This window comes from Kitasatospora sp. NPDC004799, assembly GCF_040609095.1.
In the GTDB taxonomy this organism is placed as follows: Bacteria; Actinomycetota; Actinomycetes; order Streptomycetales; family Streptomycetaceae; genus Kitasatospora.
The window spans coordinates 19,492-34,459 of the sequence record NZ_JBEXJK010000040.1 but is presented as its reverse complement, the minus strand read 5'-3'; the positions used below and the strand labels follow the sequence as shown (position 1 = coordinate 34,459).

Genomic DNA, 14,968 nt, shown 5'->3' with positions numbered 1-14,968 from the left:
GGCCCAGGACCCGCCGATGCTGACGGCCGAGGCGAGGGCGCCGAGGACGGCCCCCGCGGCGACGCACAGCAGCGTCTCCACGGCGACGGCCGCCAGCGCCTGCGCCCGGGTGGCGCCGGCCAGGCGCAGCAGCGCGAGTTCGCGTCGGCGGTCGGTGACGGTCATGACCAGGGTGTTGGCGAGCGCGACCAGGGCGTACAGGACGGACAGGCCGAGGATCATCAGCATGCCGTTGCGTGAGCTCTCCTCGTTGGCGTCGGTGGCGGCGGCCGACACCTCGGCCGGGGTGGCCACCCGGGCGCCGAGGCCCTGGACGGCGGCCGTCAGAGACGCGGCCGTCGCGGCGGGGTCCGTGCCGGGGGCGAGCCGGACGGTGATCCGGCTGGGCAAGGCGGTGCCGCCGTGGGCGGAGTCCAGGTAGGCCTGGACGGGGTCGTTCCCAGGGGCGAGGACGGCGGCCACCCGCAGCGTCCGGGGGGTGCCGTCGGCCAGCCAGACGGGCAGCCGGTCGCCGGTGCGGGGTGAACCCGGCCACTGGCTGCCGACGACGATCGCGTCCGGGCCGAGGTCGGCGAGCGTGCCCGAGGCGAGCCGCACCTCGGCGAGGGAAGCGAGGGCGGCGGAGTCGACGGCGACACCGGGACGGGCGACGGCCGCTTCGAGGTCCCGGGCGGCGAACACGGTGGTGGGCGTGGTGACCATCGTGGTGGTCCCGGGGACGGCACGGACCCGCTCCACCGCCGCCCGGCTGAGTCCGGGGCCTCCGGCGGGCAGGACGACGAAGTCGGTGCGGGAGAGCTGTTCGCGGACGGTGGTGACCTGGGCGGCGTTGATGGTGGCCATCGTGCCCAGCAGGCAGCCGGCCAGGCTGACGACGATGACGACAGGTGTGGTGGTGGAGGCGGTGCGGCGGAACGCCGTCAGCGCACTCTGCCTCGCGGTCGTCCACACCACCCCGCCGGGCTCGGCCGACGCGCGGTCGCGCCGGGCCGCGGCCGCTGCGGGCAGGGCGGTCAACAGCCGGATCACCGGGCCCGCCAGGACCCCGGAGAGCGTGACGAAGGCGCCGACGATCAGCAGCACGAGCGAGGCGGCGGCCGCCGCGTTCGCGCCCGCCTCCGGCTGGGTGGCGGCGATGCCGGTGACGGCCGCGATCCCGGCGGCGAGGACGGCGCCGCCGGCGATCCACCGGATCAGGTGGGCCGCGCGCGGCCGGCGTTCCACGGTGGCTTCGAGCAGCGCCTCACCGGGGCCGATCCGGCTCGCGCGCCAGGACGCGGCGACGACGCCCGTCACGGCGGTGGTCATTCCGATCGCGGCGGCGGTGAGCTGCGTCCACCACGGCACGGGGACGGCGAAGTCCTCGGTGACGATCGCGTGGGAGATCAGCCAGCTCCGGCACAGCGGGGTGCCGATCAGCCCGAGTGCGCAGCCCGCGGCGGAGGCGAGCAGGCCGACCAGGAGGGCCTCGGCATGGATCAGGCGCCGCAGTTGGCGGCGGGTGGAGCCGACCAGCCGCAGCAGCGCGAGTTCCCGGCGGCGCTGGGCGATGGACAGGGCGAAGGTGCCGGCGACCACGAACACGGCGACGAAGCCGGCCACGGCGGCGGCCAGCCCGAGCGGGGTGTCGACGCTGTCCATCAGGGCGAGCAGAGCGGCGTGGTGCGGGTCGGCGGTCGCGCGTTCCTTTCCGGTGAGGACCAGCGCGGGGGCCGTCGCGCGGCCGAAGCCGTCGGCGACGGCCTGCCGCACCGCTTCGGCCGGGCCGTAGGCGGCCAGGGCGTCGACGGCGGGGGAGAGACGCGCGGCCTCGTCGTCGGAGAAGAAGACCGCGTGCTCGTACGGGACTGCGTCGGTGACGCCGATGACGGTGACGGTGTGCGGTCCGGCTGCGGTGAGCAGCGGGAGTGTGCGGCCGACCAGGGAGGCCGGGCCGCCGCCGACCACGACCTCGCCCTGCGCGCCAGGGGCCCGGCCCGCCGTCAGCCGGTATCCGCCGGCCTCGGCGGCCGACCAGTTACGCCCGACCTGGTCCTTCGGGCCGCCCGCGAGCCGGGCGTGGAAGCTGTGGTCCTCGATGACCCGGCCGGTGCGGGTGACCGCCGCGACCACGGCCGCGGGCAGCCCGGGCTGCTGGGCGACGGCGGTGCGCTGTACCTGACCGGAGTGGTCGGCCACGTCGACGGTGGTGTTCGGCACGACGACGACGGGAGCGGCGCAGTAGCGGTGTTGGGTCGGGTCGGCGACCGCGCCGGTGGCGGCGATCACCGGGATGGCCGTCGTCATGAGGCCGACGCCGAGGGCGAGTGCGAGGAAAGTGCCAACGAACGACGCCCAGCGCACCCGCAGCGTGGAGAGGGCCACGCTCAGCACGCCAGGGCCTCCAGGCTCGTCATGCGGGCGGCGACGGACTCGGGGGCGGGGTCGTCGAGCTCCCCGGAGAGCCGGCCGTCGTTGAGGAAGACCACGCGGTCCGCGCAGGCCGCGGCGAACGGGTCGTGGGTGACCATCACCACGGCCCGCCCGGCGTCGTCCGCCAGGCCGCGCAGCAGCGCGAGCACCTCGCGGCCGCTCTTGGAGTCGAGCGCGCCGGTCGGTTCGTCGGCGAGGACCACCGCGGGGCGGGTGACGAGCGCCCGGGCGATGGCCACCCGTTGCTGTTGGCCGCCGGAGAGTTCGCCGGGGCGGTGGCCGGCCCGCTCCGCCAGCCCGACGGAGGTGAGCGCGGACATCACCTCCGCCCGGCTCGGCCGTTTGCCGGCCAGCTTCAACGGGAGCGCGACGTTCTGGGCGGCCGTCAGCGAGGGCAGCAGGTTGAAGGACTGGAAGACGAACCCGACCTTCTCCCGGCGCAGGACCGTCAACTCCTTGTCCTTCAGTCCGTCGAGCCGGGTGCCGTCGACGAGGACCTCGCCGTCGTCGACGCCCTCCAGTCCGGCCGCCGAGCGCAGCAGCGTGGACTTTCCCGAACCGGACGGCCCCATGACGGCGGTGAAGGTTCCGTAGGCGAAGCCGAGGTCGACCCGGTCCAGGCCGGTGACGGGCTCCGGGCCGGAGCGGTAGGTCTTGGAGACCGAGCGGAGTTCGACAGCGAGGTCAGAGTGGATCACGGGGGGCAAGTAGACCTCGTATGCCACACCGAGTGCAACGGCTGATTCCGCTTCAGTGGGGCGACGCCCGATCGCCTGACCGTCATCGCCGCCGGCGTCATGGCGCCCGCCGGCGCCGCCCGATGCGTCGGTCGGACTCGGTACGGCCGGCATCGCCGCGTTGGCACTCCTGGCGGGGCATCGGTGTTGCCGGGCCCCGCGCGGGGCGAGTCATCGCAAGCGCGCGAGCTCCGGTATCAGGGCCGGGCGGAGCCGCTCACCCGGTTTCGACGCGCGGCGGACAGGGCGGCAAGGCCGAGACCCGGCAACAGGAACGCGAATGTTCCCCACAGTGGAACGCCCAGGAGGACGGGACGGCCGCCGACCAGGTAGAGCGCGAGCAGCACGGCCGAGCCCGCGAAGGAGAGCGCCGTCCATCGCCACAGAGGCCAGTGGAGCAGGGCGCGCCAGTAGGGGGTGAAGGTCATCACGGAGGCGAAGAGCGCGACAGCCGCAAGGGAGGCGGGCACGATCTCCACCCGGCCGGTCCAGCCGATCAGGTGGCCGGCCACGAGGAGCGCGACGGAGCCGGCGTAGGCGTGGCCGGCCAGGCGCCGCCCGGCGCCGTGGCGTACGTGCGTGCGCCGGGCGGCGGCCCAGTCCGCCGCGAACGCGGTGACGTCCCCACCCACCACGGACTGCGGCGTCCGGCCGACGAGTACCGCGTCCTGAAGGTGGTCCCGAAGTTCGGCGACCATGTCCTCGACCTCTTCCTCGGTCACGTCGCTGAACATCCACTCGCTGCGGCAGCGGTCGATGACCTGATCCATCGTCATGCGGTCCCCCCTCTGCGGCCATCGGGCAGCACCCGGTCGACCGCTTCCGAAAATCTCCGCCACTCCACCTGTCCGGCGAGCAGCTCGGCGTGCCCCGTCCCGGTGAGGCGGTAGTACTTGCGTGGTGCACCGCCCGAGGCGGACGGTGCGCGGTAGCTCTCGGCCAGGCCGGCCTTCTCCACCCGCGCCAGCAGCGGATAGACGCTGCCCTCGCTCACCAGCTCCAGCCCGCGTTCGGCCAGGGCCTCGACGATCTCGAAGCCGTAGCGCGGCCGCTCCGCGAGCAGTGCCAACAGGCAGAGGTCGAGCACGCCGCGAAGCAGCTGGCTGTGTCGCTGCTCGCCGGTGCCCTGTCCGGTCCGAGGCATTGCCATGCGGTGCATGATAGTCGCCGACTGTCTGGTGCCGCAAGATAGTGACTGTTTCGCAAGTGACTGCTCCGCGCACCCGCCGAAACAGTGCGCCGCCGTGTGTCACCCCGACCCGCATCGGGGCCCGATCGCCACGGCTGCCGCGGCGCGGATCTTCGCACCGCGGGGCAGAGCCCGTCTCGTCGGTCTCCCGCGAGCGCGAAGGCGAACGCCGGACGCCGGTCGATCCACTCCACTCCGCTCGGCCGAACGGCAGAACCGGTCGCCGGACCCGTCTGTCCGGTGATGTTCATCGACTGCGTGCACGTGAGGCTCCCCGACGGCCAGGTCGCCAACCGGTCCGTCCACGGCGCCCTGGTGGTCACTGGACATCTCCTCCGTCCGGTCGGATGCCGGGTCGTATGGTGAGGCATCGATCCGTTCGGCGTGCGGGCCGAGCTTCCGGATCTGAATGAAAGCCCTTCGGGGGCAAGGGAGATGGGCCACAATGGGCCGGACATGCCTGCCTCCCGAACTCGCGCCCGTACCGTGGACGGCACCGCCGTCCGCGCACTCGGCCATGCCCTCGGGGGGAGTGCCCTGGCGGGCGGCCTGCACCACGCGCTGACGGACTCGGCGATCTCGTGGCCCGCGCTCACCCTCGCGGCAGCGGTTCTCACCGTCGCCGCCTACGCCGTACTGCGAGCAGGGACACCGCGCTGGAGCATCCTCGGCCTCGCCGGAGTGCAGGCCTTCCTGCCCGCCTGGCTGGGGCTCACCGACACCGACCTGCCGACCGCGGCGTCGGACGGCCACCGCCACCTGCCGTCCGCCTGGCACCACAACACCGTGGTCATGGCTGCGATGCACTTCCTCGCCGCTCTCGCCCTGGCCGCTCTGTTCCGCGGCGCGGGTGAGTTGCCCGCCCGTCTGTCCGTGGTGTTCACGGCCACCGCTCGTCGGTGGCGCGACTACCTGCTCATCGCGCTGGGGCCGGCGTGGCGTGCCCTTTCCACGCCCGCGCCACCCGTCGCGGGGCCTGCCCTCGTGCCCTCCACGGCACCACCTCAGGCACACTCCCTGACCGTTCTGCTGGACCGCGTACAGCCCTGCGCCCCCTGACCCGCGGCGCGTCCACGCACCTGTGACACCTGGTACGCACGATCCGACGTGCCATTCCGCTTCGGGGCCGGAGCGTCATGTGCCATGCCATGCGTCGCTCTGCCCGCAGACGGGTCCGTACCGGTCGCCCTCGCGACTGCCCGAGCCGTTTCCTCGCGAAGGCCCGCAAATCCTACGAGGTTCCACCATGGAGGTAGGCATGTCCGTGTTCGGTACCACTCGCGACGGATTGAACCGTGCGCTGCGACACTTCGGTGTACAGGTGGTTCGTGGGCACAGTGACGACCCGGCGATCCAGCCGTTCCTGTCCGCCCGCAAGACGCTGACGGCGGCCCGGCGGGCCGGGATATCCGTCGAGGACTACATCGACCGCTACAGCGCCGCTCCGGGCGCGACCGCCGAGAGTGTGGACGCTCTGCTGCGGCTGGCGGATCTCGGTGAGCACGTGGAGCGCGTGTGCGAGATCGGCGCGGGGTCGGGCCGGTACGCGGCCAGGGTGATCGCCGCGACGCACCCGGGCACCTACGAGATCTACGAGACGGCTGCGGACTGGCTGCCCCGCCTGAGGTCACTGCCGAACGCGGCCGTGCGACCCACCGACGGGCACACCCTGAGTGCCACCGCCACCGAGTCGGTGGACCTCGTGCACGCCCACAAGCTGTTCGTCTACATCCCGCTCGTCGTGGCGATCGGCTACATCGACGAGATGGCCCGGGTCGTGCGCCCGGGCGGAACCGTCGCGTTCGACGTGGTGAACGAGGACTGCCTCGACGACGCGATGACGAAGCACTGGGTTTCCAGCCGGGCGACCATCTACGGCATGATCTCTCGCTCGTGGCTCCTCGACCGGCTGGCTCAGCGTGGCCTGTCGCTCCTGGGCGGCCATTTCGTGCCGCTCAGCGGCGGGCGGACCGAGCTGCTCGTGTTCCGGCGGGCATGAACGCGGCCCTCCTTCGGCCCGGTCGGAACCGGGCCGGCTGAGATCGCCGGACGGGCTTCGCGTCGCCGTGACGGGAGACCGGACGGCGATCGGACCAGCCGGTCGCCGTGCCGGGCGGCTCGTTCACGGAACGAACCGGGCGGCGCGGTGGCGGCTGCGCCCCCGGTGTTCCCCGCCTGCTGGTCGTCCGCGTCCGACACGGCGTCGTCGGTGCGGAGTCGTGCGTGGCATCGCCGGCTCGATTCCGGTCGGGTCAGGACGTGTCGGCGGGGTGCCCGGTGCGGGCGGCGTGGTGGGCGCGGCCGGAGCGGGCGGCCGGGTCCGTGTGGACGGTGGCGGCGGTGAGGCGGGGGACGGCGTGCATGAGGGCGTGTTCGGCGTCGATGGCGATGTCGTGGGCCTGGCCGACGGTCAGGGTGTCGTCGACGACGACGTCCGCCTCGGCGCGCAAGCGGTGGCCGAGCCAGCGCATCCGGACCTGTCCGACGTCCAGGACGCCGTCGACGGCGCGTAGGCCGGCTTCGGCGGCGTCGAGGAGGGCGGGGTCGACGGCGTCCATGATGCGGCGGTAGACCTCGCGGGCGGCGTCACGCAGGACCACCAGGATCGCGAGGGTGATGAGCAGGCCCACGACGGGGTCGGCCAGCTGCCATCCGAGGGCGGCTCCGCCGGCGCCGAGGAGGACGGCGAGCGAGGTGAAGCCGTCGGTGCGGGCATGGAGGCCGTCGGCCACCAGCGCGGCGGAGCCGATGCGGCGGCCGGTGGTGATGCGGTAGCGGGCGACCCACTCGTTGCCGAGGAAGCCGACGACGGCCGCTCCGGCGACCGCCCACAGGTGGGTGATGTCGCGCGGGTTGATCAGTCGCTGGACGGACTCGTAGGCGGCCAGGGCGGCGGAGGCGGCGATGGTGAGCACGATCGCGATCCCGGCGAGGTCCTCCGCACGGCCGTAACCGTAGGTGTAGCCGCGGGAGGCGGGTCGGCGCCCGAGGACGAAGGCGATGCCGAGCGGGACGGCGGTCAGGGCGTCGGCGAAGTTGTGGACGGTGTCGCCGAGCAGGGCGATCGAGCCGGAGCGGAGGGCGACCGCGAGCTGGACCACCGCGGTGGCGCCGAGGACCGCGAGGGAGATCCACAGGGTCCGGATCCCCTCGGTGGTGGCCTCCATGGCGGAGTCGACCTTGTCGCTGCTGTCGTGCGAGTGCGGGGTGACCAGGTGGGAGAGCCGGTGACGCCACCGCGCGGCGCCCTCGTGGTGGTGCGGGTGGTCGTGGCTGTGGTGCCCGTCGTGGCCGTGCTGACCGTGGTCGTGCCGGTGCTCGGGTTCGCTCATGGCGGCCTCCCGTGGATCGGCCGCTGGCAGGGGGACGGGCACATTTTACCTTCATGTGCGTATGTGTGCACGCGATGTGCCGGTGGTCCGTTGTGGCGTCCTAGGATGGGCGCATGGCACAGCGCGGAGACGTTCCAGTTGCAAGTGGTTCGCACCAGCGTGCGCCGAGCGAGGAGCAGCTCGCCGCAGCCGGTACGGTGTTCGCGCTGCTGGCCGATCCCACCCGGCTCCACCTGCTGTGGCTGCTCGCGGGGGAGGAGGCGGACGTGACCGCGCTCGCGGCCGCCTGCGGGGCGGCCCGTCCGTCGGTGAGTCAGCACCTGGCGAAGCTGCGTCTGGCCGGACTGGTGGAGACCCGCCGGGACGGGCGGCGCGCGGTCTACTCCCTGCGGGACGGCCACCTGCGCCGACTGGTCGTCGAGGCGCTGAACCACGCCGACCACCAGGTCACCGGCATGCCCTGGCACACCTGACGCCGCCCGGCCGCCACATCGGGCGCCGAGCGTCCACCTCTGCGGTTCCGAGGCCGGCACCGACATCACTCGAATGAGTACGGTGGGTCACTGTTCATGACTTGGCGTATACGATCGGGCGGGTGGAGCGGAGGGCGGGGCAGGGTAGGCGGCGAGCGTGGCTGGTCCTCGCGCTGCTGCTGACCGCCCTGTTCACGCACGGTCATCTGATCGTCGGGGCCGGCCACGATGCCGGCGAGACGATCAATGCGATAGTGCTGACCGCCTGCCCCGGCTCCGACGATGTGACACCGGAGCGGCTCGACCATCACGCACCGGACCCGGCGATCGCGGACCCGGGCGGGCCCGCATCGCAGACCGCTGTCGACCTGCCGGACGCGGGCGGCGAGCACGGTTCGGGGCACCCCGACGGCGACCAGTGGCCACCTGATCCCCGCACGCCGGTCACCACTCTGCTCCTGCTGGCCGCGCTCCTCGCCCTGGCCGCAGCGCTGTCCGAAGCCGCGCTCGCCGGCGCCCGTGCCGTGCCGCCCGTGCGCGGCGACCGGGCCAGAGCCCCGGCCCCGCCTTCGGGGACCCGTCTGCTCACCCTGGTCTGCGTCAGCCGGAACTGACCGGCCCCGCGCCGTCCGCCGCCGACCGTACGGCCAGGCGGAGGCGCCGCCGTGTCCAGCTCCGTTTCGACGGCGGCCCGACCGTGTTCCGGGGGCCGCGGGAAGACCACGCCATGCACACTCTCACTCCTCGCACGGCCCTGCCCTTCGCCGTTCCGGCCCCCACCGGCCGCGCCCTGCCCGCCGCCGCCTCCCACCACCCCCGCGCCGCCGCGCACGTCGGGAACACCCCGGTCGTGTGGATCGGCGAGCCCTTCGCCCCGGCCGGCCGGGGCTTCTTCGCGAAGCTGGAGGGCTGCAACCCCGGCGGCATCAAGGACCGCCCGGCGCTGCACATGGTCGGTCGCGCCCGCGAACGCGGCGACCTCACCCCCGGCGCCCCGATCGTGGAGTCGACCTCCGGCACCCTCGGCCTGGGACTCGCGCTCGCCGGCATCACCTACGGCCACCCCGTCACCCTGGTCACCGACCCCGGGATGGAGCCGATGGTGGTCCACCAGCTGCGCGCCCACGGCGCCACCGTGGACACCGTGGCCCGGCCCCACCCGGTCGGTGGCTGGCAGCAGGCCCGCCGCGAGCGGGTCGCCCGGCTGCTCGCCGAGCTGCCGGGCGCCTGGTGCCCGGACCAGTACAACAACCCCGACAACGCCGATGCCTACACCACGCTCGGCCTCGAACTGGCCCTGCAGCTGGGCGGTGTGGACGTCCTGGTCGCGGCTGTCGGCACCGGCGGGCACTCGGCGGGCACCGCCCGAACGCTGCGCGCCCTCGACCCGCGCCTGCGGCTGGTCGGGGTGGACTCCGTACGCTCCACGATCTTCGGCCAGCCCGCCGGCCCGCGGCTGATGCGCGGTCTGGGCAGCAGCATCCACCCCGGAAACGTCGACCACGCCGCGTTCGACGAGGTCCACTGGGTCGCGCCGAACGAGGCCGTCTGGACCTGCCGCACCCTGGCCCGCCACCACTACGCCACCGGGGGCTGGTCGGTCGGCGCCGTCGCCCTGGTCGCCGGATGGATCGCCCGTACGCACCCGGCCGGCACCCGGATCGCCGTAGTCTTCCCCGACGGTATCCACCGCTACACCGACACCGTCTACGACGACGGCTACTGCCGCGCCCACGACCTCCTCGGCCACCCGCCCGCCTCCGCGCCGGACGAGATCGCCCACCCCGGCGACCGCACCGTCGAGCGCTGGACCCGCTGCGCGCTGAAGGCCGCCGCGTCCGGCGGCGAGGAGGCGGCCCGGTGACCGCCACCCTGCGCGCCCTGCGCTCCTTCAACCCCGCCGTGCGGCTCCTGATGATCCAGCAGTTCACCATCAACACCGCCTTCTACATGCTGATGCCCTACCTGGCCGCACACCTCGCGGACGACCTCGCCATGGCCGCCTCCACCGTCGGCCTGGTCCTCGGTGTCCGCAACCTCTCCCAGCAGGGCCTGTTCCTCGTCGGCGGCACCCTCGCCGACCGCCTCGGCTGCATCCCCGTCATGCTGGCCGGCTGCGCCCTGCGCACCGCCGGTTTCGCCCTGCTCGGCTTCAGCGCCGAGCTGCCCGCCCTGCTCGCCGCCTCCGCCATGACCGGCTTCGCCGGGGCACTGTTCAACCCCGCCGTCCGCGCCCACCTCGCCGCCGAGGCCGACGGGCGGCGCGTCGAGGCCTTCGCCGCGTTCAACGTCTTCTACCAGGCGGGCGTGTTCGCCGGACCGCTGGTCGGCCTCGCGCTGTTGTCGGTCGACTTCCGGGTGGTGTGCTCCGTCGCGGCCGGGCTGTTCGCCGTCCTCACGGCCGTGCAGGCCCGGCAGCTGCCCGCCGCCCGGACGGCCCGGGCGGACGCACCGGTTCCGGACGGCGAGGCGGGCGCCGGCGGCAGCGTGCTCGCGGACTGGCGGAGTGTCGTCGCCAACCGGCCGTTCCTGCTGTTCTCGTCCGCGATGATCGGCTCCTACGTGCTGTCCTTCCAGGTCTACCTGGCGCTGCCGCTCGCCGCGCAGGGCCTCGCGGGCGCCCACGGGCAGGCGGTCACCAGCGCCCTGTTCGCCCTGTCGGCCCTGGTCGCCGCGGCGGGGCAGATGCGCATCACCGCCTGGGCGAAGGCCCGCTGGAGCCCTGAACGGGCACTGGTGCGCGGGCTGGCCCTGATGGGCCTGGCCTTCGCTCCCCTGCTGCTCGACGGCCGGTCGGCGGCAGGGGGAGCGGCGGGGGCCGCGTTCCGCCTGGCGCCGCTGTTCGCGGCGGCGGCCCTGATCGCGCTGGCGACCGCGGTGCTGTACCCGTTCGAAATGGACACCGTCGTCGCCCTCGCCCGCGGTCGGCTGGTGGCCACCCACTACGGCCTGTACAACACCTTCGCCGGCCTCGGCATCACGGTGGGCAACCTGGCCGTGGGTGCCCTGTGGGACCGGGCGCACGCGGCCGGCGCGCCGGCCGTCGTCTGGCTCGCCCTGACCGGTACGGGCCTGCTGTGCGCGCTGGCGGTCGCCGGGCTGGCACGCACCGGTTCCCTTCGCGCGGGCGCGCCGAAGCCCGAGCTCGCGTCCGCGTGAATCGGCCCGCCCGATCCGGACGGACGCGAGGTCGACCGTCCGGATCGGGCGGGTCCTTCAAACATACGTGTGCTTATATGCGCACACGTCGGCTAGTCTGAACGTGCTCACGCCTCCGAACGCAAGGACGCGCCCGCATGTTCGCCGTACTGCGCAACCGCACCTACCGCCACCTGTTCACCGCCCAGGTCGTCGCCCTGGTCGGCACCGGCCTGGCGACCGTGGCGCTCAGCCTGCTCGCGTACCGGATCGCCGGGGACGACGCCTCCGCCGTCCTCGGCACCGCACTGGCGATCAAGATGATCGCCTACGTCGGCATCGCCCCCGTGCTCGGCGCCTTCGCCGACCGGATACCCCGGCGGGCCGTGATGGTGGCGATGGACCTCACCCGGGCGGGGGTCGCGCTCACCCTGCCGTTCGTAACCCAGGTCTGGCAGGTCTACGTCCTGATCTTCCTGCTGCAGTCCGCCTCGGCCGCGTTCACACCGACCTTCACCGCCGCCATCCCCGAGGTGCTGCCCGAGGAGCGCGACTACACCCAGGCGCTGTCGATGACCCGCATCGCCTACGACCTGGAGAGCCTGTTCAGCCCGGCGCTCGCCGCACTGCTGCTGACCGTGGTCAGCTACAACTGGCTCTTCGCCGGCACCTCGATCGGCTTCCTCGCCTCGGCAGCGCTGGTCGTCTCGGCCGTCCTGCCGAAGGCCAAGCCCGTCGAGCGCACCGGCGGCGTCTACACCAAGGCCGTCTTCGGGACCCGGCTGTACTGGGCGACCCCGCGCCTGCGCGCCCTGCTCGCCCTCGACCTGGCGGTGGCCGCCGCCGGGGCCATCGTCTTCGTCAACACCGTCGTCATCGTCCAGGGCCACTTCCACAAGGCCACCGGGTTCGTCTCCCTCGCCCTCGGCGCCTACGGCGTCGGCTCCATCCTGGCCGCGCTCGCCCTGCCCCGGCTCCTGCGAAGGCTCAGCGACCGCGCGGTCATGCTGCCCGCCGCCTACGCGCTGCCGCTGATCCTGGCGGCCGTCGCGGCCGTCACCGCCGCCTCGGCCGGCACCTGGACCTGGGTCGCGCTCCTGGTGGCCTGGGCGGCGATCGGGGCGGCGTGCTCCGCCGTGCTCACCCCCGGCGGGCGGGTCATCCGCCGCTCCGCCGCCGACGCCGACCTGCCCGCCGCCTTCGCGGCCCAGTTCTCCCTCTCCCACAGCTGCTGGCTGCTCACCTACCCGCTGGCCGGTTGGCTCGCCGCGGGCGCCGGACTGCCCGTCACCGCCGTCGTCCTCGGCGGCATCGCGCTGGCCGCGACCGTCACCGCCACCACGATCTGGCCCCGCCGCGACCCCGCCAGCCTCGGGCACGTCCACCAGGACCTGCCCGAGGACCACCCGCACCTCGCCGACGCCCAGCAGACCGCGGACGGCTGGCGTCACGGCCACGACTTCGTCATCGACCGGCTGCACGACCGCTGGCCCCGCCGGACCGTCGGCGTCTGAACCGGCCTGTGAACCCGGCCCGCGCGTTCCCGCCGGGCCGGGTTCACACTAGCCTTCCCCCAGCAAACACACGGTCGATCCAACCGAGGAAGCCCCTGATGCCCAGCGCACCCCAGCAGGAGACCGAGCCCGCCGTCGAGGCACCGGCCGAGGCGCCCCGCACCGGCCGCCCCTGGCGCTGGCCGCTGGTCGGCGGGGCGCTCGCGCTGGCCTGCGCTACCGTGTTCGCCACCGTGGCCGTCACCGGGCAGGCCGACGCCAGGGCCGCGGTCGAGGTGGCCGACGTCTCGGCGGACGCCGACTTCTGCCGGGACATGATGATCCACCACGCCCAGGCCGTCGAGATGGCCACCATCGTCCGCGACCACACCGGCGACCCCGCCGTCCGTCTCCTCGCCTACGACATCATCACCAGCCAGTCCAACCAGCGCGGCATGATGCTCGGCTGGCTCCAGCACTGGCAGCTCGACCCCACCAGCCCCCGCCGCCCCATGGCCTGGATGGGCCACGACCTGCCCGCCCCGCAGGACGGCGCCCTGATGCCCGGCATGGCCACCAACACCCAGCTCACCGCCCTGTCCGCCCTGAGCGGACGGGACGCCGAGATCACCTTCCTCCGGCTCATGATCGCCCACCACCGCAGCGGCGTCGACATGGCCCGCGGTCTGCTGGAGCGCGGCAAGCAGAACGACGTCCGCCACCTCGCCGAGAAGATCGCCAACGGACAGGCCGCCGACATCGACCTCATGAACGACATGCTCGCCGAACGCGGCGCGGCGCAGCTCTGAGGAGACCGGACAGGTACTTCGATCCCGGCCGGCGACGCGGTCTGGCCGGTCCGATCCCGGGGAGCGTCCCCACGGGGTGACCCGGCGGCATCGCGCAGCACGGAAACAGGGGATGATGTGCGGGCCGTGAACGCCGTACCCGCCCCCCACGACAGAGCCGTGCCGCCGCCCGCCGAGGCGCGCCCCGGTTACCGTCCGCTGCCCGCGGGCAGGGCGGCGCTGTTCACGGGCGTGGCCACCGCGCTCGGAGCGGCGGGCCACCATCTGGCCACCGACGTACCGTTCGAGGCCGGACCGATGATGCTGGGGGCGGCGCTGCTTTTCGCCGGCACGCTCGCCGCTGCGCGTCGGCGGCGTTCCCAGCCGTTCTGGTTGGCCTGGACCGCCGGCGGTCAGGGTCTGCTGCACGTCCTGCTGACTCCGCCGCCCGCGCACCACCACCCGGCGCCGGGCGGAGCGGGCACGGGCCACCACGGCGGCGCGGCCATGCTCACGGCGCACCTGGTCGCCGCCCTCCTGGTGGGCGGCCTGGTCCACCGGGCCGACCAGGCCTGGTGGGCACTTCCGGCCACCCTCGCCAGGGCGGCGCGCCGCGCCCTGCGACGAGTCGGTCGGCCGCTGCTGGTCACGGTGCGGCCATCGAGACCCCGGCCACTGCGACCGTTCACCACACTCGTGCACGGGGCGCCGGGCCGCCTGACCGTCCACACGTTCCTGCGCAGGGGGCCTCCCGCGACGGGGCACCTTCCGACCTGACACCCGTCACCGCTCCGGAACACCCGCCGCACCGTCGGCCGGGTGCCGGACACCCCTGCTCCGGAGAACCCCTTCCATGAACCGCATCCGCACCACCGCCCGGGCCGCCGCCGTCGCGGCCGCCGTCGCCGGCGTGCTCACCCTGGCCACCCCGGCCTTCGCCCACGTCGAGGTCGAGTCCGAGGGCGCGCAGGCGCTGGCCACCGACGTCACCATCGCCTTCAACGCCGAAGCCGAGTCCACCACCGCCGGTGTCACCTCGCTGCGCGTCGTCCTGCCGACGGGCATCGCCCCCGCGGACGTCGCGCTCGCGGAGGCGCCGGACGGCTGGAAGCTCGCCGCCGGCGAGGACGGCTACACGGTTTCGGGCCCCGCGGTGACGCCCGGCAAGGACGTCGCGTACAAGATCACGGTGAAGCAGCTGCCCGACGCCGAGCAGCTCGCCTTCAAGACCCTGCAGACCTACAGCGACGGCCGGGTCGACCGCTGGATCGAGATCCCCGAGAACGGCGTCAAGCCGGACAAGCCCGCGCCGGTCCTCGCCCTCAAGCCCGCCGCGCCCGGTGCCACGCCGGTCGCGCCGAGCCCGGCGGCCACCGCGCCCGCGGCGACCCCGGCCGCACCCGCCA

At 73.9% G+C, this 14,968-nt stretch carries 14 protein-coding genes and 1 pseudogene; 10 read left to right on the top strand and 5 right to left on the bottom strand.

Going from position 1 to position 14,968, the window contains the following annotated elements:
- From ABZW03_RS08390 to ABZW03_RS08375, 4 genes are all read right to left on the bottom strand, one after another.
- Positions 1–2,373, bottom strand: a 2,373-nt coding sequence (locus ABZW03_RS08390; protein ID WP_355253876.1) for an ABC transporter permease, incomplete at its 3' end; no start/stop codon positions are given.
- On the bottom strand, positions 2,367–3,110 hold the full coding sequence (locus ABZW03_RS08385; RefSeq protein WP_355253874.1) for an ABC transporter ATP-binding protein: 744 nt from the start codon (positions 3,108–3,110) through the stop codon (positions 2,367–2,369). The genes ABZW03_RS08390 and ABZW03_RS08385, both read right to left, overlap by 7 nt.
- A 236-nt stretch (positions 3,111–3,346) precedes the next feature.
- Positions 3,347–3,925, bottom strand: coding sequence for a hypothetical protein (locus tag ABZW03_RS08380; RefSeq protein WP_355253872.1), 579 nt, complete (start codon positions 3,923–3,925; stop codon positions 3,347–3,349).
- On the bottom strand, positions 3,922–4,299 hold the full coding sequence (locus ABZW03_RS08375; protein ID WP_355253870.1) for a PadR family transcriptional regulator: 378 nt from the start codon (positions 4,297–4,299) through the stop codon (positions 3,922–3,924). Before ABZW03_RS08375 ends, ABZW03_RS08380 begins: the two co-directional genes overlap by 4 nt.
- Positions 4,300–4,794: 495 nt before the next feature.
- Between ABZW03_RS08375 and ABZW03_RS08370 the strand changes: the two genes are divergently transcribed.
- Positions 4,795–5,397, top strand: a complete 603-nt coding sequence (locus tag ABZW03_RS08370) for a hypothetical protein (RefSeq protein WP_355253868.1) — start codon at positions 4,795–4,797, stop codon at positions 5,395–5,397.
- 199 nt (positions 5,398–5,596) lie between these two features.
- Entirely contained in the window at positions 5,597–6,337 is a 741-nt protein-coding gene (locus ABZW03_RS08365; RefSeq protein WP_355253866.1) for a class I SAM-dependent methyltransferase, read from the top strand.
- Positions 6,338–6,590: 253 nt separating this feature from the next.
- On the opposite strand, the gene ABZW03_RS08360 is transcribed toward ABZW03_RS08365, so the two are convergent.
- A complete protein-coding gene (locus ABZW03_RS08360; protein ID WP_355253864.1) occupies positions 6,591–7,670 on the bottom strand; it encodes a cation diffusion facilitator family transporter in 1,080 nt (359 codons plus the stop codon).
- Positions 7,671–7,783: 113 nt separating this feature from the next.
- Here ABZW03_RS08360 and ABZW03_RS08355 point away from each other — a divergent pair, with 113 nt between their 5' ends.
- The 8 genes and pseudogenes from ABZW03_RS08355 to ABZW03_RS08320 form a co-directional block, all read left to right on the top strand.
- Positions 7,784–8,143: a metalloregulator ArsR/SmtB family transcription factor gene (locus ABZW03_RS08355; protein ID WP_355253862.1), complete on the top strand. Its 360-nt coding sequence runs from the start codon at positions 7,784–7,786 to the stop codon at positions 8,141–8,143.
- A gap of 122 nt (positions 8,144–8,265) precedes the next feature.
- A complete protein-coding gene (locus ABZW03_RS08350; protein WP_355253860.1) occupies positions 8,266–8,757 on the top strand; it encodes a hypothetical protein in 492 nt (163 codons plus the stop codon).
- A 113-nt stretch (positions 8,758–8,870) separates the two neighbouring features.
- Positions 8,871–10,007 carry a PLP-dependent cysteine synthase family protein gene (locus tag ABZW03_RS08345; protein ID WP_355253858.1) on the top strand — a complete coding sequence of 379 codons (1,137 nt, stop codon included), beginning with the start codon at positions 8,871–8,873 and terminating at the stop codon, positions 10,005–10,007.
- Between the two features lie 50 nt (positions 10,008–10,057).
- A complete protein-coding gene (locus tag ABZW03_RS08340; RefSeq protein ID WP_355253882.1) occupies positions 10,058–11,302 on the top strand; it encodes an MFS transporter in 1,245 nt (414 codons plus the stop codon).
- Positions 11,303–11,439: 137 nt separating this feature from the next.
- The gene (locus tag ABZW03_RS08335; protein WP_355253856.1) at positions 11,440–12,795 is read left to right on the top strand and encodes an MFS transporter; all 1,356 of its coding nucleotides are present in this window, start codon (positions 11,440–11,442) and stop codon (positions 12,793–12,795) included.
- A 98-nt stretch (positions 12,796–12,893) separates the two neighbouring features.
- On the top strand, positions 12,894–13,583 hold the full coding sequence (locus tag ABZW03_RS08330; RefSeq protein WP_355253854.1) for a DUF305 domain-containing protein: 690 nt from the start codon (positions 12,894–12,896) through the stop codon (positions 13,581–13,583).
- A gap of 126 nt (positions 13,584–13,709) precedes the next feature.
- Positions 13,710–14,339 carry a hypothetical protein gene (locus ABZW03_RS08325; protein WP_355253852.1) on the top strand — a complete coding sequence of 210 codons (630 nt, stop codon included), beginning with the start codon at positions 13,710–13,712 and terminating at the stop codon, positions 14,337–14,339.
- A gap of 76 nt (positions 14,340–14,415) precedes the next feature.
- A pseudogene (locus ABZW03_RS08320) lies at positions 14,416–14,826 on the top strand (hypothetical protein); the annotation flags it as partial.
- Positions 14,827–14,968: the final 142 nt, after the last annotated feature.